General features: G+C 62.5%; 21 protein-coding genes. 2 read left to right on the top strand and 19 right to left on the bottom strand.

From position 1 onward, the window contains the following. Positions 1–106 precede the first annotated feature (106 nt). A complete protein-coding gene (locus tag RMR13_RS03635) occupies positions 107–2653 on the bottom strand; it encodes a TIGR03960 family B12-binding radical SAM protein (RefSeq protein WP_310599279.1) in 2547 nt (848 codons plus the stop codon). A gap of 231 nt (positions 2654–2884) precedes the next feature. Here RMR13_RS03635 and RMR13_RS03640 point away from each other — a divergent pair, with 231 nt between their 5' ends. After that, positions 2885–4339 (top strand): AMIN domain-containing protein, encoded by a 1455-nt coding sequence (locus RMR13_RS03640; RefSeq protein WP_310599280.1) that lies wholly within the window; start codon positions 2885–2887, stop codon positions 4337–4339. Positions 4340–4348: 9 nt separating this feature from the next. Here RMR13_RS03640 and RMR13_RS03645 read toward each other — a convergent pair whose 3' ends face one another. The 16 genes from RMR13_RS03645 to ileS all read right to left on the bottom strand — a co-directional run bounded on the left by RMR13_RS03645 (position 4349) and on the right by ileS (position 18486). Next, on the bottom strand, positions 4349–5158 hold the full coding sequence (locus tag RMR13_RS03645) for a hypothetical protein (protein WP_310599281.1): 810 nt from the start codon (positions 5156–5158) through the stop codon (positions 4349–4351). Then, on the bottom strand, positions 5158–6894 hold the full coding sequence (locus RMR13_RS03650; RefSeq protein WP_310599282.1) for a tetratricopeptide repeat protein: 1737 nt from the start codon (positions 6892–6894) through the stop codon (positions 5158–5160). Before RMR13_RS03650 ends, RMR13_RS03645 begins: the two co-directional genes overlap by 1 nt. Further along, positions 6894–7502 carry a dTMP kinase gene (gene tmk, locus RMR13_RS03655; protein WP_310599283.1) on the bottom strand — a complete coding sequence of 203 codons (609 nt, stop codon included), beginning with the start codon at positions 7500–7502 and terminating at the stop codon, positions 6894–6896. Before tmk ends, RMR13_RS03650 begins: the two co-directional genes overlap by 1 nt. Continuing rightward, positions 7484–8518, bottom strand: a complete 1035-nt coding sequence (gene pdxA, locus RMR13_RS03660) for a 4-hydroxythreonine-4-phosphate dehydrogenase PdxA (RefSeq protein ID WP_310599284.1) — start codon at positions 8516–8518, stop codon at positions 7484–7486. The genes tmk and pdxA overlap by 19 nt, the downstream gene beginning before the upstream one ends. A 9-nt stretch (positions 8519–8527) precedes the next feature. Continuing rightward, the gene (locus tag RMR13_RS03665) at positions 8528–8920 is read right to left on the bottom strand and encodes a YraN family protein (RefSeq protein WP_310599285.1); all 393 of its coding nucleotides are present in this window, start codon (positions 8918–8920) and stop codon (positions 8528–8530) included. Between the two features lie 16 nt (positions 8921–8936). Then, entirely contained in the window at positions 8937–9644 is a 708-nt protein-coding gene (locus tag RMR13_RS03670) for a ribonuclease HII (protein WP_310599286.1), read from the bottom strand. A 158-nt stretch (positions 9645–9802) separates the two neighbouring features. Beyond that, positions 9803–10150 carry a 50S ribosomal protein L19 gene (gene rplS / locus RMR13_RS03675; RefSeq protein WP_310599287.1) on the bottom strand — a complete coding sequence of 116 codons (348 nt, stop codon included), beginning with the start codon at positions 10148–10150 and terminating at the stop codon, positions 9803–9805. Positions 10151–10262: 112 nt separating this feature from the next. Beyond that, complete coding sequence (locus RMR13_RS03680; RefSeq protein WP_310599288.1) at positions 10263–10838, bottom strand: RNA methyltransferase; 576 nt, start codon at positions 10836–10838, stop codon at positions 10263–10265. After that, positions 10828–11607 (bottom strand): tRNA (guanosine(37)-N1)-methyltransferase TrmD, encoded by a 780-nt coding sequence (trmD, locus tag RMR13_RS03685; protein WP_310599289.1) that lies wholly within the window; start codon positions 11605–11607, stop codon positions 10828–10830. Before trmD ends, RMR13_RS03680 begins: the two co-directional genes overlap by 11 nt. Before the next feature lie 16 nt (positions 11608–11623). Then, positions 11624–12184, bottom strand: coding sequence for a ribosome maturation factor RimM (gene rimM / locus RMR13_RS03690; protein WP_310599290.1), 561 nt, complete (start codon positions 12182–12184; stop codon positions 11624–11626). Next, positions 12159–12389 (bottom strand): KH domain-containing protein, encoded by a 231-nt coding sequence (locus RMR13_RS03695; RefSeq protein ID WP_310599291.1) that lies wholly within the window; start codon positions 12387–12389, stop codon positions 12159–12161. Before RMR13_RS03695 ends, rimM begins: the two co-directional genes overlap by 26 nt. Further along, positions 12390–12647 carry a 30S ribosomal protein S16 gene (rpsP, locus tag RMR13_RS03700; RefSeq protein ID WP_310599292.1) on the bottom strand — a complete coding sequence of 86 codons (258 nt, stop codon included), beginning with the start codon at positions 12645–12647 and terminating at the stop codon, positions 12390–12392. Positions 12648–12710: 63 nt separating this feature from the next. Then, a complete protein-coding gene (gene ffh, locus RMR13_RS03705; RefSeq protein ID WP_310599293.1) occupies positions 12711–14063 on the bottom strand; it encodes a signal recognition particle protein in 1353 nt (450 codons plus the stop codon). A 152-nt stretch (positions 14064–14215) separates the two neighbouring features. Beyond that, complete coding sequence (fabD, locus tag RMR13_RS03710) at positions 14216–15169, bottom strand: ACP S-malonyltransferase (RefSeq protein ID WP_310599294.1); 954 nt, start codon at positions 15167–15169, stop codon at positions 14216–14218. A 32-nt stretch (positions 15170–15201) separates the two neighbouring features. Then, the gene (lspA, locus tag RMR13_RS03715) at positions 15202–15669 is read right to left on the bottom strand and encodes a signal peptidase II (protein ID WP_310599295.1); all 468 of its coding nucleotides are present in this window, start codon (positions 15667–15669) and stop codon (positions 15202–15204) included. 9 nt (positions 15670–15678) lie between these two features. After that, positions 15679–18486 carry an isoleucine--tRNA ligase gene (gene ileS, locus RMR13_RS03720; protein WP_310599296.1) on the bottom strand — a complete coding sequence of 936 codons (2808 nt, stop codon included), beginning with the start codon at positions 18484–18486 and terminating at the stop codon, positions 15679–15681. A gap of 294 nt (positions 18487–18780) precedes the next feature. On the opposite strand from ileS, the gene RMR13_RS03725 reads away from it, so the two are divergent. Beyond that, the gene (locus tag RMR13_RS03725) at positions 18781–19320 is read left to right on the top strand and encodes a hypothetical protein (protein WP_310599297.1); all 540 of its coding nucleotides are present in this window, start codon (positions 18781–18783) and stop codon (positions 19318–19320) included. Between the two features lie 86 nt (positions 19321–19406). Here RMR13_RS03725 and RMR13_RS03730 read toward each other — a convergent pair whose 3' ends face one another. Together RMR13_RS03730 and RMR13_RS03735 are read right to left on the bottom strand one after the other, a co-directional pair. Next, the gene (locus tag RMR13_RS03730) at positions 19407–19787 is read right to left on the bottom strand and encodes a thioesterase family protein (protein WP_310599298.1); all 381 of its coding nucleotides are present in this window, start codon (positions 19785–19787) and stop codon (positions 19407–19409) included. A gap of 178 nt (positions 19788–19965) precedes the next feature. After that, the gene (locus tag RMR13_RS03735; RefSeq protein WP_310599299.1) at positions 19966–21057 is read right to left on the bottom strand and encodes a hypothetical protein; all 1092 of its coding nucleotides are present in this window, start codon (positions 21055–21057) and stop codon (positions 19966–19968) included. Positions 21058–21170 lie beyond the last annotated feature (113 nt).

A 21170-nucleotide genomic window follows, 5' to 3' on the forward strand; every position in this document is an offset into this window, starting at 1 on the left:
GGGGCATTCCGATAATTTTCTTGCAGGCATCGTGGTCGTCAAAATCCGGCCCATTGCGAACCGGAGGCAATGAATCGGCTCTATCTACAGTAATCCTGCGAAATTCTCAAGCCGAGGATGCCATTTCCTTGACTCCGGTCTTCAGTATCCGCGCCAACAGGGCCTCGCGTTCGGAAAAACCGAGCACCTTTTCCATAATTTCCCTGGGGTTGGTGCCGGGCTGGCCCTGATGGCCGATCAGGTCGAGCAGAATCCGGTCCTGGTCGAACTCCAGGCGGGCCACCAGGGGCCGCAGATCCAGCTCCTTATGTCGGTTCTTGCGGAACCGGTCGATGACAAAGGCCTCGCGCCCGAGGAACTCGGCCAGGTTCCGAACCATCTGTTCGGGATAGGCCGTCGCGGACAGGGTATAGCTGGTGATGCTGCTCCTGGCCACGGCACTCGGCGCCGGTTCCACCGCCTGCACCCGGATGGCGGAGGGCAGCCGGCTGTTGAGTAGGATCGCCGTCTCTTCCAGGGAGGGCAAGGGCCGGGACAGATCCATGTCGAAAGACTCCGCCAAACTCTCGACCCCAACCGGCAGGGCTTGGCTGAAGGAAACCTTGGGAGTGGGGTTGAATCCGCCGGAAAACAGCAGCGGCAGCCCGGCGCGCTGTAAGGTGCGGAAGATCAGTTGCAGCAATTCCAGATGGCCGTAAAAGCGGCTGTCGCCCAAACGGGTGTAATGGACCCGGTACGCGTGCGCCTTGGGCGGCGGCCTCGGTTCATCCCGGCCGCCGACCGGAGTCGATGGCGCCGGACTGACGGCAGCCGGCCGTTCATGGACCACCGGCCGCACGGTCTTGAAGTCGCAGAGGCCGCAGCCCTGGCAACCGTGCGCCCGGCAATCCGGGGTGTACTCTTGGGCAAAAGCCTTGGCCCGTTCGGCTTCGAGGAACGATCGATCGACCCCGCTGTGCAGGTGATCCCAGGGCAGGACATCCGCCACCGGCCGCGGTTGCAGGTAGCCCTCGAGCACCAGCCCGCATTCGGCGGCGGCCCGACGCCACCGGCCTAGGTCGAAGTGCTCGGACCAGCTGTCCAGCCGGGCGCCCATGTTCCAGGCGGTCTCGATCAAAGGCGCCAGCCGCCGGTCGCCCCGGGAAAAGACCCCTTCTAAAAAGGATTGTTCCGGGTCGTGCCACTTGAGCTTGTAGCCCTGCCGGGGGAGCATCTGTTTCAGGCGGTTGATGTTCGCCCGCGATTGCTCCAGGCCGATCTGCCCCTCCCACTGGAAAGGGGTATGCGGCTTGGGCACGAAGGTGGCCACCCCCAGATTGATCTGCACCGGCCGTCCCTTGCTCTGTCCAACCTGGGCACGGGCCTTTTTGGCCAACTGGACGATGCCCTCCACATCGGCCTCGGTTTCGGTGGGCAGCCCCACCATGAAATAGAGCTTAATCAGCTTCCAGCCAAGGGCAAAGGCATCCCGGCAGGTGGCCAGCAGATCCTCTTCGGTGATGCCCTTGTTGATCACCTGGCGCAAGCGGTCGGTTCCTGCCTCCGGGGCAATGGTGAATCCGGTTTTTCTGACGCGCTTGATCTGGTTCATGATCTCGGGTGTCAAGGTTCCGACGCGCATCGAAGGCATGGACACCGACACGAAATCGTCGGCAAAGCGGTCCATCAGGGCGCCCATCAATTCGCCCAGACAGGAAAAATCGCCGGTGGAAAGCGAAAGCAGGGCCAGCTCCTCGAATCCCGAGTGGGCGATGCCCTGGTTGGCCAGTTCCATGATCTCTTCCAGGGTCCGCTCCCGCACCGGCCGATAGGTGATGCCGGCTTGGCAGAAACGGCAGCCCCGGGTGCAGCCCCGCGCGATTTCCACCCCGAGCCGGTCGTGCACCGGCTTGACCACCGGTACCAAAGGATGGTACAGGACGGACGGTGCATGGAGCCGGGGCAGCACCCGGCGACGAACCAAGGGGACCTCGGCCAGAAGCGGCTCGACCGCAACCAGCTTATTCTGCACGTATTTCGGCTTGAACAAGGAAGGCACGTAGATGCCCGGCATCCGCGCCAGCCGCTCCAGCACCGCGGTCCGCGACCAGCCTTCCTTTTTGGCCGAGGCCAGGAGGTCGGCGATCTCCAGGATGATTTCCTCGCCGTCGCCCAGAACGATGGCATCGAAAAAATCGGCCACCGGCTCGGGATTGAAGGCGCAGGAACCGCCGCCCAGGACCAGTGGATGCTCCTGGCTTCGTTGTGCCGCCCAAAAAGGCAGTCCCGCCAGGTCGAGCACGGTCAGGAGGTTGGTATAACAGAGCTCATAGGGTAGAGTGATGCCCAGCACATCGTAGGCCGCCAGCGGCGCCTTGGCTTCCAGGGAAAATAGCGGCAGCCCCTGGGCGCGCAGTTCCCGCTCCATGTCGACATCCGGAACATAGGCCCGATGCGCTGTGGTTTGCGCGCGGCCGTTGAGAAGATGATACAGGATCTGCAGCCCCTGGTGGGACATGCCGATCTCGTAGAGGTCGGGAAAGATGAGGCAAAAATTGAGCTGGGCGGTGTCGAACTTGTTGCCGGCCGCATGGAGTTCGCCGCCAACATATTGACCCGGTTTGCGCACCAGAGGAAGAATCCGGTCAAGATCCAGGGAAGAGGAAGAACGCATGAGAGTTGGAGACATGTGGGGAAAAAAGGAATAAAAAGAGCAAGGCAATCCGAACTGGCTCTAGTTGCAGACGAAAAACTGGGGGAGCGGGCTTCAGCCGCCCCTGAAAAAAAACGGGGGTGGCGGGAGGTCCGGCGGCCGACGAAGACCGGCGCGATTTTTGCTTAATATAATGAGGTTTTTCAGAAAACCGCCTCTCAACCTTTCACTCAACATACAGTGGATAGAAAAATGAAGAAACAATTCGTTGCCCTGATCTTGCGATCCCTGTTCACCCTGCTGCTGGCCTGTACGCTCGTCAGTGCCGAGGAGGCGACGGAAAACGCACCGGACGCGCCGCAGTTGCAAAAACTCAAGCACCTTGTCCTTTCGCCCACCAGCGAAGAGGTGATCCTGCAACTCAACGGCTCCTATAGTCCAAAAGTCTTCACTTTGAAAGACGAAAACCCGAGGATCATCTTTGATTTCGCCGGCATGACCTATGGCCGGGGCGTCAAGGGCGTCACCACGACCAGCGGCTCGATCGTCAAGCGGGTGCGGGTGGGCATGCATGAGGGCGATCCGCCAAAGACCCGCATCGTCTTCGATGTCTCCACCTTCAAGGGGTTGAACTTCACCCAGAAATTCGATGCGAGCAACTCGACCCTCGTGGTCCAGTTCACCGGACCGGGCAAGGCCGCCCCGCCACGGCATCAGGACAAGGCCGTCGCGCCGGCACCGGCAAAAGAGGCGGCCACCGCCGCAGCAGCCACCGGGCCGGTAGCCGCAGCCGCACCGCCGGAACAGGCGGCCGCACCGCAGCCCATACAGGACGAGTTGGAGAAGGCGGCTGTGCAACCTACGTTACCGGAACCGCCGCAGCCGCCGGCGCAACCCGCTCCGGCACCGGCCAAAGAAACCGCAGCCGCCCCCTCAAAACAGCCGCAGCCGGAAAAGGCCGAGGTTCCAGCCCCGGCTCCGGCCAAACCCACTGCCAAGAAGGAAAGTACCAAGCCGGAAGAGAAAAAGGACGCTCAGCCCGAGGCCTCGGCAATGAAACCGGAACAGACCGGAGCAGCCGGCCGCGAGGCATCGCCTCCGCCCGAGACCGCTGTCGCGCCGCCGGCGCCCGCCCCGGTCAAACCCGAGGAGCCGGAAAAAAAGCCTGAAAAACCGGCCAAGGAAGCCGCGACCCAGCCCGCGCCTGAGAGCAAGAAAGAGAAAAAGGCCAAGGCAGCCGCCCAATCCCAGGAAGCGGCGGCACCTCCAGCAGCGGCAGCCGACAAGAAGGCGGGAGAAGGGGCACCGGAGGCCGGCAAGCCGGAAGCCGCCGACAAGCCTGCCATCCTTGCCAATGCCACCGACAAACCTCAGATTGAATATGTCAAATTCGACGATTCCTCGCCCAAGGGCGAAATGGTCATGTTCAAACTGAACGGCTTTCATCCCCCGGCCATCCACGGAGTCGAGGAAGGCATTCCCAGGGTGATCTGCGACTTCAGCAACACCAAATTGCTTCAGAAAAGCAAGGGCCCGATCAAGACCAACGGCAAATTCATCAAGGTGATCCGCACCACCACGACCAAAAAGCCGGAGAAGGTTCGGGTGGTGATCGACCTGGAGCCCAATCGCAGCTACGATTTGCAGCAGGTGTTCTTCAAGGAAGACAACCTCTTTGTGCTGATCGTCAACACGGCGAAGAAGTAGCGCTCACGCTCAATCGACGCGCTCCACGGTGAAATGGGGAGGCGGCACCACGCGAAAGGCTGCCGCCTCCCGAGGTGAATAGGAAAAAACCCGTTCGACCTGAACGGACAGGGTGCCGGTTACCGCTTGGCCGGTCATGCGCAGTCGAGCCGGCCAGGAAAATTCGCTGCCGCTTTCCTTCCGGTAATCGGCGTATTGCAGGACCAATTCCCGCCCTCCCCGGTCGTCGAGCAGCAAGTGCTCCAGCATGGTGCCGCTTGCCTTGTCCAGCAGGACATAGTGTTCCTGCTTCCGATCGTCGCGCCATTGGTACCAGATTCCCCTGCCGGCCTCGTCCCAAGAGGGCTCGGCCGCGTCCCCTTCCCCCTTGGCCAGAAAACCGCCCAACAGAGGCAGCAGATCTTCGGGCTGCACCGCCTCCGGCACATAGGACCGCCAGAAACGGGACTGGATCGTCCCCCGATAGACCTGGCCGCTCCGGTTGTCGACCATGGTGAAGGCAGAGGCGTCGGCCACCGCCAGGATGAGCGTCCGCCCCAGGGGGTCGTTCGCACTCACCCGGACCAGGGCCGGCCGCTGCACCAGCAGGGAGGCGCCCACCCCGCCCTTGCTGCCCAGCACATCCCATTGCAGGCGGACATCGGCATCGAGGGCCTGCGGCCTTTTCGCGCCGACAAAGTCCGTCCACAACGTCCTGGCCTCCTGTTCCTCGCCCGCAGCCAGGGGCACGGTCTTCGGCTGCTTGCCGGCGCAACCGGCGAGTGTCGCCAGGCAGCACAGCAGCAGCAATGCCAGGCGCAACAATCGATCCGCGCGCATCAGCGGATGCCCTGCTTGTCCAGAATACGGATTTTTTCGCGAATCCTGGTTTTGTCCTTGTCCTCGGTGGCGAATTTCACCGCTTTTTTGTAGGTCTGCAAGGCATCGCGCACCCGCCCCTTCTCCAGGTAGACATCGCCAAGATGCTCCAGGATGGCGGCATCCTCGGGCGACAGCCGCACCGCTGCTTCCAGCTCTTTGATCGCCTGATCGAACTTGCCGAGCCGATAGTAGACCCAGCCCAGGCTGTCGCGGATGTACCCGTCGTCCGGCTTGAGCTCGATGGCCCGTTGAATGTACTCCAGGGCCTGGTCGAGATTGATCTTCTTGTCGGCCCAGCTGAATCCGACGAAATTCAGGGCCGCGGCGCTATCGGGCTTGATGGAGATGATCTTCTGCATAATGGCCAGTGCCGCGCTGTGGTCGCCGTTGTCCTCCAGCAGCAGGCCGTACTCGTAGAGCAGGTTTTCGTCGTTGGGAAAAAATTCGAGCCCTTGCAGCAACACCTTTTTCCCGATGTCGTCGCGGCCTTCGATTTGATAGAGGGCGGAGAGCATGATGTACATCTCGGCGGTGCGCAGCTTGCCGTTTTCCAGGTGGCTGTCCAGGAGTTGGCGGGCCTCCTCCACCTTGTCCTGCTCCTTGAGGATCCGCACCTGCAAAAGCAGGCCATCCGGGTATTCGGGGGCATTCTGGTCAATCAGCCGCAACTGCTTCAGCGCCCGGCCGTACTTTTGCTGCTGCGCCAGCAGCACGGCGAGGAAATAGCGGGCCTCAGACAGGTTCTCCTTGTCCAGGATCCTCTCGAGAATGGCGGCGGCCTTGTCGTAATGGCCCTGCTTGGCGTACAGGCGGGCAATGGTCAGGTCGACCCGTTGGGGCTGCTCGGTATAGGTTTTGAGTTGATTCAACTCGGCCAGGGCCTGGTCGACCTTTTGCTGCAACAGATAGACGTGAATCAGGGCCACTCGCGCGGACTCGTTCTGTTCGTCGCGTTCGACCACGCTTTCAAGCAGGGAGGCGGCCTCGTCGTAGCGCCCGTTCTTGATGTACAATTCGCTCAACTCGAGGTTCAGTTCGCTGGACCAGTTCCGCTCGAGAGCCTTCTGATAATGCTCCACCGCCTCGTCGACCTGGTTCTGCTCCTGACAGAGTCGGGCCATGAGGATGTGCCCCGGATAGGAGGCGGGATCCTGGGCCAGAACCCGTTCCAGCAACGGTCTGGCCTTGGCCGCCTGGCCGGCCCCCATGTACATCTCGGCCAGCAGCATCAGGATGGTCGGATCGTCGGGGTGCTGTTCGCTGATCAGCCGGTACTGTTCCATGGCCTCGGCGTTTTTTTTCTGCTTGAGCAGCACCTTGGCATAGAGCATCCGCATCCCGGTCCGGTCCGGGTGGGTTTGGAGGTAATTGTTCAGCCAGATCGCGGCCTCGTCGGTCCGCTCCAGCCGCAGCAGCAGAATCGGCACCTTCTCGCTGACAAACTCGGCCTGATCGTCGCAAATCAGGGCCTTCTGGTAAAATTCCAGGGCTTCGTCGAAGCGAAGCAGCAATTCGGCATGGCGGCCCCAAAGAAAATAAGCATAGGAGCAGGCGTGATCGGCCTTGCCCGTACCGGACGACGCCGTCTGCAAGGCGGCGGTCTCGGCCATTGGCTGGCAGCCGCCGGCCAGCAAGAGCGCGCAGGCCGAAACGGCGAGCAGGCGGAAGCGAAAACCAAGCATGATCCGGAGCATTACACACCTTTGCGCATAAGCAGTTGTTGGACCGCCGCGCGGATGGAGGACTGCACCTCCGCCACCGGCCGGGCGGCATGGATGCGCACTATACAACTGTGGGGGAAGGATGCAAAGAGCGCGGCCACTTTTTCCAACTGCTCCTGCTGCTCGAAATCGTTGGGAGATTCGCCGCGCAAGTCGCGGATGCGCAGGACACTTTCTTCCACCGGCAAGGTAAGCAGCAGCACCAGATCCGGCTCGGGCGCGAAATCGTGGCGGGCAAAGACCTGGGCCGGATCGCACCCCGCCGCGCCCTGGTAGGCCGCGGTGGAAAAGTAGTACCGGTCGGTGAGCACGATCATTCCCTGTTCCAGGGCCGGACGGATGCATTCGGCGACGTGCTGGCGGCGGTCGAGCAGAAACAGCTCCAGTTCCTCCTCAGGCGAGGCCTGGTTCCGGTTACGATACAGGGCGCGGATTCGCTGCCCATGGGGGCCGTCCGTGGGCTCCCTGGTCTCGACCACCGTCGATCCCAAGCCGCGCAGGTAGGCGGCGAGAAGCGGCAATTGGGTCGACTTGCCGGTGCCGTCGATCCCCTCGAAGGCGATCAGCAGGCCGGAGCGCATGGATCACCTCCCTGCCGTCGGTTGGCGACGATGGTCTGCACCAGGTCCAGGGCCGCAACCAAACTGGACGGGTCGGCCATGTTTTTTCCGGCAATATCGTAGGCGGTGCCGTGGTCGACCGAGGTTCGAACCAGCGGCAGGCCGAGAGTGACGTTGACGCCGTCCTGGAAATGGAGGAGCTTGAAGGGGATCAATCCCTGGTCGTGGTACATGGCGATCACCGCGTCGTATTGCCCAGCCGCCGCCTTGTGGAAGACGGTATCCGGCGGCCAGGGGCCGCTCACCTGATCGGCGGCAAAGGCCGCCAGCGCCGGCTCGATGATCCGCGTTTCCTCGTCGCCGAACAGCCCGTTCTCGCCGCCATGGGGATTCAGGCCCGCCACCGCGATTCTGGGGGCGGCGAGAGCAAAGTCGCGCTGGAGGGAAGTCCGGGTCATGTCGATGCAATCGGCGATCTCCTCCGGGCTCAGCAGCTCGGGCACCTGGCGCAACGCCACATGGATAGTGACCAGAACCACCTTGAGCCTGGGCCCGGCCATCATCATCCGCACCCTCGGGCTGCCGGTGAGGCTGGCCAGCATTTCCGTGTGCCCGGGATACGGATATCCGGCGGCTTGCAAGCTCTTTTTGCTGATCGGACAGGTAACGATGGCGCTGCACGCTTTCGCGTCGACCAGCCGAACCGCCTCCTCGATGCATTGTCCCATGACCCGGCCGCCAGCCGCGTCGGGCCGGCCCCAGCACACCGGCTCGGTCCGGTGCGGGCCGACCTGGAACACCGGCACAATGCCCCTTTTGACCGGCTGGCCGGGAAGCCACGATTCGATCGGCAACACCATTCCGAGTCCGGCGGCGGCCTGGCGCAGCACCGCCATATCCCCCACCACCACGGCCAGTCCCGAGACGGAAGAATCCTCCCGGCCAAAAAATCGGCAAATAATTTCCGGCCCGATGCCAGCCGGGCAGCCCATGGTGACGGCCACCGGGGCCTGCGTTTCCCTGGTCGCGGTGTTCATGCTTTGCTCCTACAACACGCAATCAAAGGCGTTTTTGATATGATCGATGGCGGTGGCCCGGTTGTCGCCATCCAACCGGATCGCAATCACGTCGAACCGGGCGGGCGCTTCGAGCAGGCCGTGGCTTTGCAGGTACTCCTGGGCAATCCGGGAAATCTGCCGCTGCTTGCGGCTGTCCACCGCCTCGAATGCCGTGCCGAAGCCCGTGGATTTACGAGTTTTGACCTCGACAAAGACCACGGTGTCGCCATCTTGGGCGATGATGTCGACCTCACCGTAGGATTTACGGTAATTGAGCTCGACAATCGCATATCGCTGCTTGGTCAAAAACTCGGCTGCCAGGGCTTCGCCCAGGCGACCCGTGGGCGCGGTAGCCTTTTTCCTGCGCAACAGCACCGTCATCTCCCTTGTCGGGCCATCACCACAAGCTCGGCTGAACCGGCATCGGCGCATCGGAGGTTGGCAGAAATTCGGCCACTCCCCGAAAGGTGCGGCGGTGCAGCGGGCACGGGCCGTGAACGGCGATCGCCTGCCGGTGCGCTTTGGTCGGGTACCCCTGATGGCGATCGAAACCGTACTGCGGATAGCAGGCATGGGCCTGGGCCATCAGCCGGTCGCGGGTCACCTTGGCGACGATCGAGGCCGCGGCGATGGAGGCGCTTTTCGATTCGCCCTTGACCAAGGTCAGTTGCTGGATCGTGACCGGCACCCGGTGTCTGCCGTCGACCAGCAGCACATCCGGGATTTGGCCGTCGTTGGCCGCGACGCACTCCGCCAACGCCCGCCGCATCGCCAGCAGGGAGGCCTGGAGGATATTGATTGCCTCTATTTCCCGTGGATCGGCGAGCCCCACGCCGATAACGGCGCCATTGGTCTGCAACAGGGCGAACAGTTGCTCGCGCTGCTGGGCGGTGAGTTGCTTGGAATCACGGAAAAGGTGGTGGTCGCCATCCCTGGGCAAGATCGCGCAGGCGGCAACTACCGGCCCGGCCAGCGGGCCCCGGCCGGCTTCGTCGAGACCGGCGACCAGGCCGGCGCCATGACCGAAAAATTGGCGTTCAATGGAAAAGGTGTCGCCCGGATGGGGGGACACAGCAGGAAAAAGGGGAGAAACGCATGGGGTCATGTCGGCATTTCCATGCATTGCCGCCTGCAAGGCAAGAAACGAAAGGTCTGCGATAAGGGCCGAAAAATGGCGGTGGCAACCCGAGGGGCCGCCACCGCCGCATCCGGACAGATCGTTCTTTCCCGTCTACCGGATTGCCCGGAGCGGGAAAACGCCATTCAGATGATGCCCCGCTCGCGGATACGGGCAGCCTTGCCGCGACGCTCGCGCAGATAGTAGAGACGGGAGCGGCGCACACGGCCGGCGGTCACCATCTCGATCTTCTCGATCCGCGGCGAGTGCAGGGCAAAGGTTTTCTCCACGCCCACGCCGTGGGAAATCTTCCGGACCGTGAAGGTGGCGTTCATGTTGCCCCGTTTGCGCTTGATCACCACGCCCTGGAACACCTGAACCCGCTCCTTGTTGCCTTCGATGATCCGGATATGCACCTTGACGGTATCGCCGGGACGGAACTCGGGAATATCGAAACGCATTTGCTCCAGATCGATCTTGTCCAACATGTTCATCGCCATATTCATTGGTTAACGGTCAAACGCCTTGCGGCGTCCGCCGAAGGATGCCTCCACACATCCCATGTCCTGCTTATTGCTCTATCGCTCCGCACCTGAGGTGCGCGCATCACAACGCCTGCATCGCGCCGCTACGCTCGCCGAGCAGCCGATCGAGAATGATCGCCGCCGCCGATCGTACCGACAGATGATTGAATCCGGTGGTGCCGCGCAAGGGTGGCAGCACGCCATCCACCGCGGCCAGCAACTCGGGGCTCAGGCCCCAAGCGGTGCCGAAGAGCAGGAGCACCGGCGTTTCCCGGTTGAGCCTCTCTCGAACTTCGGCGTATTCCAAGGTATTGGCCTGCTCCTTGGCGCAGGTGGCGAGCACAAATGGCCGCTCGCCGAATTTTTCCGTGGCCCCGGCCAGGGCCTCGGCATAGCTGGCACAAACTGTGATGAGCGCCAAGGCGTCGCTCCGGTCCGGATTGACGCTACCGCCGTAGCCGCGGGTCCAGTGGCCGACGATCTGCTCGGCCAGCTCCCGCTGCTCCTGAAACGGGGTGATTACCCAATAGGTCCCGACCCCATAGGTCCTGCCCGCCCGGGCAATGTCGTGAAGATCAAGGTTGGTCACCGCCGAACCGATGGTCTCGCCATGGCGGTTGACCACCGGATAGTGCACCAGCGCCACATCAATCCGCATCGCCGCCCGTCCGTTGCACCCTCATCATGGCCTCGATCCGGCCGTAAAGTCCCTCTCGCCGCAATATTTTAACTTCCTGCGGCGAGAATCGCGCCGAAGCCAGCAGTTCGGGCCGGCGCTTCAAAGTCAACCGCACCGATTCGACCAGCCGGTAGCGGTCAATGGCGGCATGGTCGCCGGAAAGCAGCACCTCCGGCACGCCCATCTCTTCGAATACCTGCGGCCGCGTGTACTGCGCATGCTTGAGCAGTCCGCGGCTGAAACTGTCGTTCGTGGCCGAGTCGCTACAACCCAGCACTCCAGGCAACAGGCGGCTGACCGCGTCGATCACCACCAGCGCGGCCAATTCGCCGCCGGTCAGGATATAGTCGCCAATCGACAACTCTTCCTCGACGTACAAACAGCGAAAGCGCTCGTCCACACCTTCGTAGCGGCCGCAAATCAGCAGCAATTGCCCGTATTGGGCCAGCCGCTCCGCCTGGGCCTGGTCGAACCGCTCGCCCTTGGGCGACAGCAGGATCACCCGGCGGGAGCAATCGGGCCGGACAGCGCCCCGCATGCAGGCGGCCAGCGGCTCCGGCTTCATCACCATGCCTTCGCCGCCGCCAAAGGGCCGGTCGTCGGTCATGCGATGCTTATCCAGGGCGTATTCACGGATATTGTGAATCCCGATCTCGATCTTTCCCTCGCCTTGGGCCTTGCGCACAATCCCTTCCTGCAGCGGCGAGGAAAAAAAATCGGGAAAAATTGTCAGGACCGAAAAAAGCACAGCGATCCCGACGCACTCAGCTGTTCATCTCAAGCAAACCGGGCGGCAGATCCAGCACCACCTCGGTCTCGCCGACAGAAGCGATAAACGCCCGTACCGCCGGCACGAGGTATTCGCGGTCGCCGTCCCGGATAACCAGCCTCTCCTGACCGCCGCCGAGCAATTCTCTGACCGTGCCGAGTTCGCGTCCATCCACGGTCCGAGCCCGCTTGTTCATCAGGCTGTGCAAGTACACTTCATCGGCTTTGGCCGACGGCAGGTCCGAGACTGGCAGCCACAGCCGCCATCCTACGAACCGCTCGGCCCGGTCGCGGTCGTCGCAACCGGGTAGGCTGAGGATGATCATCCGCCCGCTGACCCGAGCCCGGATATCCGCACATTCGATCATTTCGCCGTCGACATCGGCGGCCAGGAAAACCCGGCGATACCGACAAATACTGTCCGGTTGCTCGGTGTGCGGGCAAATCTTCAATTCGCCCCGGATTCCGTGCGGCCTGACCACCGTGCCAAGCAGGACGAAGGCGCCGCTCGGCCCCGGGTTCGCCCGGTCGCTATTCGACAATTTCCAGCCGGGCACGTTTGCCGTCCCCAGCCTTGGAGGCGGCCAGCACCGAGCGCATGGCCCTGGCGGTCCGCCCCTGTTTTCCGATCACTTTGCCCAGGTCTTCCTGGGCCACCCGCAGTTCGATGGCGAGACTGTCCCCTTCTTCCTGCAGGTTCACCTCAATCCGGTCGGGATACTCGACCAGCCGACCGGCGATGAATTCAACCAGCTGTTTCATTTACGCCGCAGCGGCAGCTTGAGCGCCGGATTTCTTGATCAGGCTCTCCACCGTCTCCGTCGGCTTGGCGCCTTTCTTCATCCAGACGGCAAGCTTTTCGTTGTCGATGGTAATGGCGGCAGGATTTTGCATGGGATCATAGGTGCCGACGATGTCGAGGAATTTGCCGTCGCGCGGCGCTTCGCTGTCGGCAACGACGATACGGTAGAAGGGTTGTTTCTTCCTGCCTTTCCTGGTCAAACGAATACGAACTGCCATTCCTTATCCTCCGGTGGATATCGTCCCGGCAACACGCCGGACACGGTTGAAAACGTATAAATATTACGAGCGCATGAGCCCTTTGGGCAACTTGCGGCGCTTGCCGCCGGTCACGATGCCCTTGCCTTTCAGGTTCTTCATCATTTTCAGCATCATGGCGTAACTTTTCAGCACCCGGTTCACCTCGGCAACCGACGTGCCCGAGCCCTTGGCGATCCGCAGCCGCCGGCTGGCGTCAATGATTCTGTGGTTGCGCCGCTCCTTGGTGGTCATGGAGCGGATGATGGCCTCGGTCTTGACCAATTCCTTCTGGTCGGGCTTGGGCGCGTCCTTGATCTGCTTGAGCTTGTTGATCCCGGGGATCATCCCCATGATCTGCTCCAGGGTGCCCATTTTCTTGATCTGCTGGATCTGATCAAGGAAATCTTCCAGGGTGAAGGCGTTTTTCTGAATCTTGCGGGCCAGTTGCTCGGCGTTTTTCTGATCGACGACCGCTTCCGCCTTCTCGATCAGGGACAGGACGTCGCCCATGCCCAGAATGCGCGAGGCGGCCCGGTCGGGATGAAAAACCTCCAAGGCCTCGACCGATTCGCCGACACCGACGAACTTGATCGGCTTGCCGGTGACCTTCTTGACCGACAAGGCCGCGCCGCCACGGGCGTCGCCTTCCATCTTGGTCAGGATGACGCCGGTGATCTCGAGTTCGCTGTTGAACTTTTCGGCAACCGTGACCGCGTCCTGGCCGGTCATGGCGTCGGCGACGAACAGCACCTCGGTCAGGGGCACGGTCCGGCTGATTTCGCGCAACTCGGCCATGAGGGCATCGTCGACATGCAGCCGGCCGGCGGTGTCGATGATCACCGTGTCATAGGGGCCGGCGCTTGCCTCGGCAAATGCCTGGCGGGCGATGTCCACGGGTTTCTGCTCGGTGGTCGAAGCGAAAACCGGTACCTCGACCTGGGCGCCCAGAACATACAACTGCTCGATGGCGGCAGGCCGGTAGACGTCGGCCGGCACCAGCAGGGGCGAACGGCCCTTTTCCTTGAGTTGGCGCGCCAGCTTGGCCGCGGTGGTGGTCTTGCCCGAGCCCTGGAGACCGGCGAGCATGATGGTCACCGGCTGCCGGCCGTCGAGTTTGAGCGGCTGAGCCTGGCTGCCGAGCAATTCGACCAGGTGGTCGTGCACCACCTTGACGACCTGCTGGCCTGGCGACAGGCTGGTAAGCACTTCCTTGCCAATGGCCTGGGCCGTGACCGACGCGATGAACTCCTTGACGACGCCGAAATTGACATCCGCCTCGAGCAGCGCGGTGCGCACCTCGCCCATGGCCTCCTGAATGTTCTCTTCAGTCAGCCTGCCATGGCCGCGTAATTTCTTGAACGCACTCTCGAGACGATCGGTTAAATTCTCAAACATGGTGCTCTATACGGGACAATGTCATGAAGGATTCACCGTGCAATAGCCGCCACGGACGCACCTGACGGTTCTCCGCGCGGGAAATTGGGATACATACCCGACATGCCTTCGCTTGTCAAGCAAGAAGAAAATCATGGTGGTCCGGGAGGTTATCAGCCGGCCACGATCTCGGCCACCTTGGCCAGGCTCTCCGGGGTATCGGCCTGGACGCAGACGATGGCGGACTGTTTCGGCAGGATCTTCCTGATCATCCCGGCCAGAACGTTCTTGGGCCCCAATTCGACCATCACCTCGACCCCGTCGGCGATCATGCGCTCGACGATCGGCAGCCAACGGACCCGTGAGGCGATCTGCCGGGCCATGATTGCCTTCAGCTGGCCGGGATCCCGTTCCTCGCTGCCGGTGACGTTGCACAAAACCGGCACCTGGGGAGGACCGAAGGTGATATTGGCCATGAAAGCGGCGAAATCGTCGACCGCGCCGGCCACCAGTGGGCTGTGGTTGGCAACGCTGACATTGAGCGGGATGACCTTGCCGCCTTGGGCCGCGCAGACCGCGCAGACGCTGTCGAGCCCGGTCGCGTCGCCGGAAAGGACGATCTGGGACGCGGTGTTGTGGTTGGCCACCACCGCCACGCCCGGGCCGGTAAAATCGGCCAGAATGGCTTCGATCCGCTCGATATCCAGCCCCAGCACCGCCCGCATGCCGCCGGGATGCGCCGCGCCCTCGCGCTCCATCAGCTGGCCGCGCTTGGTGACCAGCGCCAGGGTGTCCTCCAGGGTTAGCACCCCGGCCCCGTACAGGGCGGAATACTCGCCCAGGCTGTGGCCGGCGAAAAAGGCGGGAGTGAAGCCGGGCAGCGCCTTGAGCAGTTGCTGCCAGCAGATCAGATTGATCGCGGTCAGGGCCGGCTGCAGGTAGAGCACCCGGGTCAGGTCAGCCAGCGGCCCTTGGAAGCACAAGGTGCGGATCGGGAAGCCGGAGATCCGCTCGGCCAGATCCATCAGGGCCGCAGCGTCGGCATCCTGCTCGACAAAGGCCTGGCCCATGCCCACATATTGGGACCCTTGTCCCGGAAAAAGAATGGCGGTTTTTTTCATGCGCATGCAAATCGGTCGTTATTGACCCGCCCGCCGGCTCATTGCCGGTCGAACAGGAGGTTGTATCCAATAAACAGGGCGACGCCGACCGTGATCGCGGAATCGGCGACATTGAAGGCGGGCCAGTGCGACTGCCCCAGGTAAAAATCCAAGAAATCGACCACGAATCCCCATCGGATCCGGTCGATCAGATTGCCGATGGCCCCGCCCGCGATCAGGGCCAGAGCCACCGTGTAGGCCCGGCTGCGCGGGCTGAAACTGCGCTGGGCAATCCAGATGCACACCAGGGCGATACCGGCGGCGGCGATGAAAAACACCTGTCGCCAGAGCGCCGGCTGGCCGGCCAGTATGCCGAAGGCAGCGCCGTTATTGGTCAAATGGGTCAGGTTGAACAGGCCGGGGATGACCTCCACGCTCTCGTGCAGGGCAAAATGCGCGATGATCCAGGCCTTGCTCGCCTGGTCGATGCCGACCACCGCCAGGATGATGAAGAAAAAAACAAGCATGCCGCCCCTTCAAATCGCCAGTTGGCGCACCACGGCGGCGCAGCGGGCGCAGAGGCTGGAGTGCTCGGTATCCTCGCCGACCGTGGACGAAATGGTCCAGCAGCGTTCGCACTTGGCGCCGGGCGCCGGGCCGACCGCAATCTCGATGCCCTCCAGTCCCTCGGCCCCGACAAAGACCCTGCCGTCGTCCTGCCCATCGGCCAGCCGCAGGCCGGAAACGATGCACAACTCCCGCAGCCGTTCCGCGCTGCCGGCCACGAACTCCGCCCAATCGACATTGGCCCGCAGGACCACCTCGGCATCGAGCGCCAGCCCGATCACCTTGTCCTGACGCGCCCCTTCCAGCACCTTGGTGATGGCGCCACGCAGGGCCAGCAGCCGGGTCCAGCGCTCGTCAAAGGCGGCATCACGGCCGATGTCGCCCACTTCGGCGAAATCGGCGAAAAAGATGCTTCGTTCAAGCGGGGCGTTTGCCTCCAATTGGTGCAGATGCTCCCAGGCTTCGGCGGCCGTGAAGCAGAGCACCGGCGACATCAGCCTCAGCAGGCCGTCGAAAATCCGGTGGATCACCGTTTGGGCGGCGCGCCGCTCCGGGCCGTTGGGCAGCGAGCAGTACAGCCGGTCCTTGAGTACATCCATGTAAAGACTGGAGATGGTGGTGCCGCAGAAATTGTGCAGCCCATGGTAGACGGCGTGGAACTCGTAGCGTTCGTAGGCGCGGGTGATGCGTTCGTTCAGTTCGGCAAACCTGGCCAGGGCCCAGCGGTCGATCTCATGCAGGTCCGCTAACGCCACGCTGTCTTTGGCCGGATCGAAATCGTAGAGATTGCTCAAGAGAAAGCGCAGGGTGTTGCGCATCTTGCGGTAGGCGTCGGAGACGTGCTTGAGGATTTCATCCGATACCTTGACGTCGTCCTGGTAGTTCTCGCTGGCCACCCACAGCCGCAGCACCTCGGCCCCGTACCGGTCGATCACCTCCTGGGGCGCCACCACGTTGCCCACCGACTTGGACATTTTCTTGCCCTGGCCGTCGACCACGTAGCCATGGGTGAGCACGCCCAGATAGGGGGCGCCGCCCCTGGTGCCCACCGAGGTGAGCAGGGAGGATTGGAACCATCCCCGGTGCTGGTCGCTGCCTTCCAGGTAGAGATCCGCCGGAGCCCGCAGCTCCGGCCGCGCCTCGACCACCGCCGCGTGACTCACGCCGGAATCGAACCAGACGTCGAGGATGTCCGACTCCTTGGCGAACTCGCGGCCGCCGCAAGTGCAGGCCACGCCCTCGGGGATGAAATCCGCGGCCTCGTGCTTGAACCAGGCGTCGGCCCCTTCCCGCATGAACAGCTCGTCGATCCGGTCGCAGACCGCCTGGTGCTTGAGGATCTCGCCGCAGGCGATGCAGGTCAGCACCGTGACCGGCACGCCCCAGGTCCGTTGCCGCGACAGGCACCAGTCCGGACGGGCCTCGATCATGCCGTAGATCCGCTGCTGCCCCCAGGCCGGGGTCCACTTGACCTGGTTGATCGCGGCCAGGGCCTTGGCGCGCAACTCAAGGTTGTCCATGGAGATGAACCACTGGGCCGTGGCCCGGTACATCACCGGCTCCTTGCAGCGCCAGCAATGGGGATAGCTGTGGCGGATAGACGCCTCCTTGACCAGCGAGCCCTCGGCGGCCATGTCGGCGACGATTTGCCGGTTGACCCGGGGAATTTGCTGCCCCTGGTAGGGCCCGGCCTCGGCGGTGTAGCAGCCGGCGTCATCCACCGGCGACAGGATGTCCAGACCGTAGCGCAGGCCGGTAAGGTAGTCGTCGGCGCCGTGGCCGGGCGCGGTGTGGACGCAGCCGGTTCCCGAGTCGGCGGTGACGTAGTCGGCCAGCACCATCAGGGAATCGCGGTCCATGAAGGGGTGGCGGCAGCATTTGCCCTCCAGGCCGGCGGCGGAAAAGGTGGCGAGGATCGCATACTGTTCGATGCCGAACTGCTCCATGCAGGAGGCCACCAACTCCTTGGCCAGGATCCAGGTCTCGTCGCCGACCGCCACCGCCGCGTATTCGAAATCGGGGTGGAAGGCAATGGCCAGGTTGGCCGGCAGGGTCCAGGGAGTGGTGGTCCAGATCAGCACCGAAACCTTGCGCCCCGCCAGCTCCGGCGCCAAGGGGCCGAGGTCGTCGATCACCGGAAACTTGACGTAGACCGAAGGCGAGGTGTGATCGGCATAGTCGACCTCCGCCTCGGCCAGGGCCGTACCGCAAGTCGCGCACCAGTAAACCGGCTTCTTGGAACGGACCACCGCGCCGGAGAGGAGAAATGTATTGAACTCACGGGCGATGGTCGCCTCGTAGGGGTAGTTCATGGTCAGGTAGGGCTTGTCCCAGTCGCCGATGACTCCCAGCCGCTTGAACTGCTCCTTCTGCTTCTTGATCCATTTTTCGGCGTAACCGCGGCAGGCCGAACGCTTGCCCAAGGTGGAGATGGTCTGCTTCTTTTCTCCCAGCTCCAGATCGACATTGTGCTCGATCGGCAGGCCGTGGCAGTCCCAGCCGGGAATGTAGGGCGCGTTGAAACCGGCCATTCGCTTGGATCGGAGGATGATGTCCTTGAGCACCTTGTTGAAGGCCGTGCCCAAATGGATGTTGCCGTTGGCATAGGGCGGGCCGTCATGGAGCACGAACAGGGGACGGCCGGAAGTGGCCTCCTGCACTTTCCCGTACAGGTCGTCCTGGTCCCACCGTTTGAGCACCATGGGCTCGCGCTGGGTCAGGTTGGCCTTCATCTTGAATTTAGTTTGCGGCAGGTTCAGTGTTTCCCTGTAGTCCATTGTTGTTCCCGATCGAGCGAAAGAAAAAAGGCATCGTGGCGAAACTGATTGCAAAGTGGAAGATTTTACCAATCCCGCATCAGAGTGCAAGGGAAAAGGCGGCCGGGCTGGTGGCGGCATGGCGCGGCAAACGGGATCGAAGGAGGCGAAACGGAAACAGGGGGGACGCGAAAGAAGAAAAAAGCGGCCGACATCCCTGCTTGTCTTTTTTTGCCGCCGGTGTATTGTCGAAGGATTGCGGAGCCGACGGAAGGGCGCCCCGCTAACCGATTTTCAACCACATGGAGTTGCATCGTGACCGCCGAGCCCACCCCTACCCTCTGTACGATCTGCAACCTTCGGGAAGCGCAAACCGAAGCCGACCAGGAACTTTGCCCCTCCTGCGCAGCCCTCGCCCGCGCCGTGCAGGAACAGCCGGAAGTGATGAAGCGGCTGTGGCTGCGCCATCGGAACGAGGCCATCCTCCCCGAGGCCATCCCGCAACCGATTGAGGGCGAAGCCGAACTGCCGGAGGTGCTCGACGGCAAGCGCTACCGGACCATCGACCGCGACCGCAACAAGTGGTACCTTTCGGTGAGCGAGGTCAACGGCAAGCCGGTCGAGATCTTCGCCTCAACCGCCTTTGACCGCGACCACGAACTCCAGGCGCGGATCGCCAACCTGACCACCATCACCCGGCTGATCTCGCTGCTGCTCCGGCACATCTTTCTCGGCGAACCGGTCACCTTCGATAAATGCCTCAAGCAGATCCAGCGCAGTTCCCGCCAGAAAAACGACCTGCCCGACATGCTGTACGGGGTACTGAACCGCTACCATCACGGAAAAACGAGCTGACGCCGCCCGCAAAAGCGGGCCGGAGCCAAATGCGAAACCGCGTTACGGTCCGGCATCCGGAGACAGGCACCCGACAGCGGAGCGGTTTACAATTTTTCCATGAATTTCGCGGTATCGATGACGAAGCGCTCGTGCCGGCCCCGGCCGATCTCGCCCTTTTCGTCATGGGCCACCAGTTCGAACACCAACCGACGGCGGTCCACCTCGACCAGGGTCGACTCGCAGGTGACCTTCATCCCGACCGGGGTCGCCCTGGTGTGGGCGATATCGACCTTGATGCCCACCGTGCCGAATCCTTCAGGCAAAAAGGGTAGCACCGAGACCAGACAGGTCTTTTCCATCAAGGCGACCATGGCCGGTGTCGCAAACACCTCAACCAACCCGCTGCCGTAGCGGGCGGCGGTTGTCTCCGGGGTGACCACCATCTCTTCCTTGCCTTTGGCCCCTATGGGGATCTGAATTTCCATACTCGCTCTCCTTGCCGCGCCCGGCCACGGCCGATCGGCCCGCACCGCCGCAGCCGACGATAAAGATTGAAAATATTCGAAAAATTAAGCTTATAACAATAGAAAAGCGGTCCGTCAAGTGACAAACCGCTTGGTTTCAGGGCGATCTTTGTCGATCGATGGATGCGGCAGGAGCGGCTCAGGCCACCAGATCCAGCTGCTGCATGGTACCCGTCCCGCCTTTCTCGAACAGGAAAAGACCGGTGGCGCGGACCTGGCCCTGCAGGGCGTTGCTATCGTCCTTGACGCTGAAGGGGGTATCGACCCGGCCGAGATAGATGGCCCCGACCCCCTGGTCTTTCAAGGTCAGCAATTTATCCTCGCCCGACTCGGTCTTCATCCAGATCCGCAGCCGGGAAAAAATGCTGTCGTTTTCGTCGATCCAGCCATTGTGGTCACTGTCATGGCCCGCCAGGTCGGCAAAACCGTCGCCGCTTTTGGTGCCGAACAGCTCGCTGCCGTTGTTGATCACGCCGTCATTGTTGGCATCAAGGGCCAGGAAGCCAGAGCCGGGACCGACAAAGGCGATCTGATTGTCGGCACCGTCGGCGTCGATATCGAAACTAAAGGTCTTTTGGGTCAACTGGGCGGCAGTGCCGTTGAAATTGATCACCAACGGATCTTTGAGCGCGGGCTGGCCGATCTGCAACACCTCGTCCATCGACGAAGTGAAACTCCGGCTCATGTTCAATTGAATGCCGATCTCGATCTGCTGGCCGTCGGCCGTGACCACCGTGCCTTGGGCGTTGAAGGTGGTGGATTCCGATTCGTGGTAGGTTTCGTGGCGCTCGTAGCGCAGCCCCCATCCCGGAGGCAGTTGCCCGCCCTGCCCTCCTTCCTGGACCGGGGTCTGGTCCTGGCCGGCCTGCTGCGCAACCGGCACCTCGGTCGTCTCGAATTTGCGGCCGGTGAGTTTTTCTAACAGGGTCTTGAGGATGCGCAAGTTCAGGTCGGTTATCGAATCGTCCGACAACCGCGAATCCTCGGCCTCGGCGGATTCCGCAAGCACGGCGGTCCGCTGCTGCCTGGCCGCTTCGGACAGCGACACCTTGGCCGCTTCCCGGGCGAGTTGGTCGGCCTGCTGTTTGAGGGTGCTGTTGGCGTTGTCCCGGCTCCCGGCCTGGGCGGGCTCCTTGCCGGGCCGCCACACGGTGAGCGATTCCTGGCGTTCTGAATATTCGGTGGCGGTTCGTGAACTGGCGAGTTGGATGGCGGATTCTGCGATCTTCATGATTCCTTCCCTGGTTTCATTGACGATGATGGGCGAACGAGGCGCTGCCACTCATCCATGAGCATGCACCTCTCTCTTTTCGTCTTATCGACCGGCCGCATCGAAACCTTTAG

Origin of the sequence: Desulfobulbus sp. (assembly GCF_031547805.1) — a bacterium.
Classification (GTDB): Bacteria; Desulfobacterota; Desulfobulbia; order Desulfobulbales; family Desulfobulbaceae; genus Desulfobulbus.